Source organism: Caballeronia sp. AZ7_KS35, assembly GCF_023631045.1.
GTDB classification, from domain to species: Bacteria; Pseudomonadota; Gammaproteobacteria; order Burkholderiales; family Burkholderiaceae; genus Caballeronia; species Caballeronia zhejiangensis.
In genome coordinates this window covers 1-458 of record NZ_JALQDV010000101.1, presented here as the reverse complement: position 1 = coordinate 458, position 458 = coordinate 1, and the positions used below count along the sequence as shown (strand labels likewise).

General features: G+C 64.0%; 1 protein-coding gene. It reads left to right on the top strand.

Annotated features, from left to right (window positions below):
* A partial coding sequence (locus tag NCT05_RS36675; protein WP_250504803.1) for a DUF2345 domain-containing protein occupies nucleotides 1-458 on the top strand: 458 nt, incomplete at both ends.

Here is a 458-nt window from a genome sequence, read left to right as displayed (position 1 = left end):
CAGGGCGTCAAGGTGACGGCCGCCGAGGGCAAGATCGACGTGCAGGCGCAAGGCGATGCGCTCAATCTCGCCGCGCTCAAGGACGTGACGATCGCGAGCACGGAAGACGCGATCACGCTCAACGCCAAGAAGGAACTGACGCTCTATTGCGGCGGCGCGTACGTCAAATTGACGAGTACGGGCGTGGAATTTGGCGGCCCGGAGATCATCCTGAAGGGTCCGATGCGCGTGCGTGAATCGGCCACCAAGCAAAGCGCGCTGCCGCTCATGCCGAAGCAGGAGCCGACCGGCATGCAGCTTTGGCACGCCTATCCGAACGGCGAGCCGGTCAAGAACGCGCCGTATCGCGTGGCGTATCCGGACGGTTCATTCAGATGGGGCACGCTCGACGAGAACGGCAAAGGGATGCTCGCGAACGTGCCGCGCGGCGGCGGGCGTATCGAGTATTTCGAGGATGG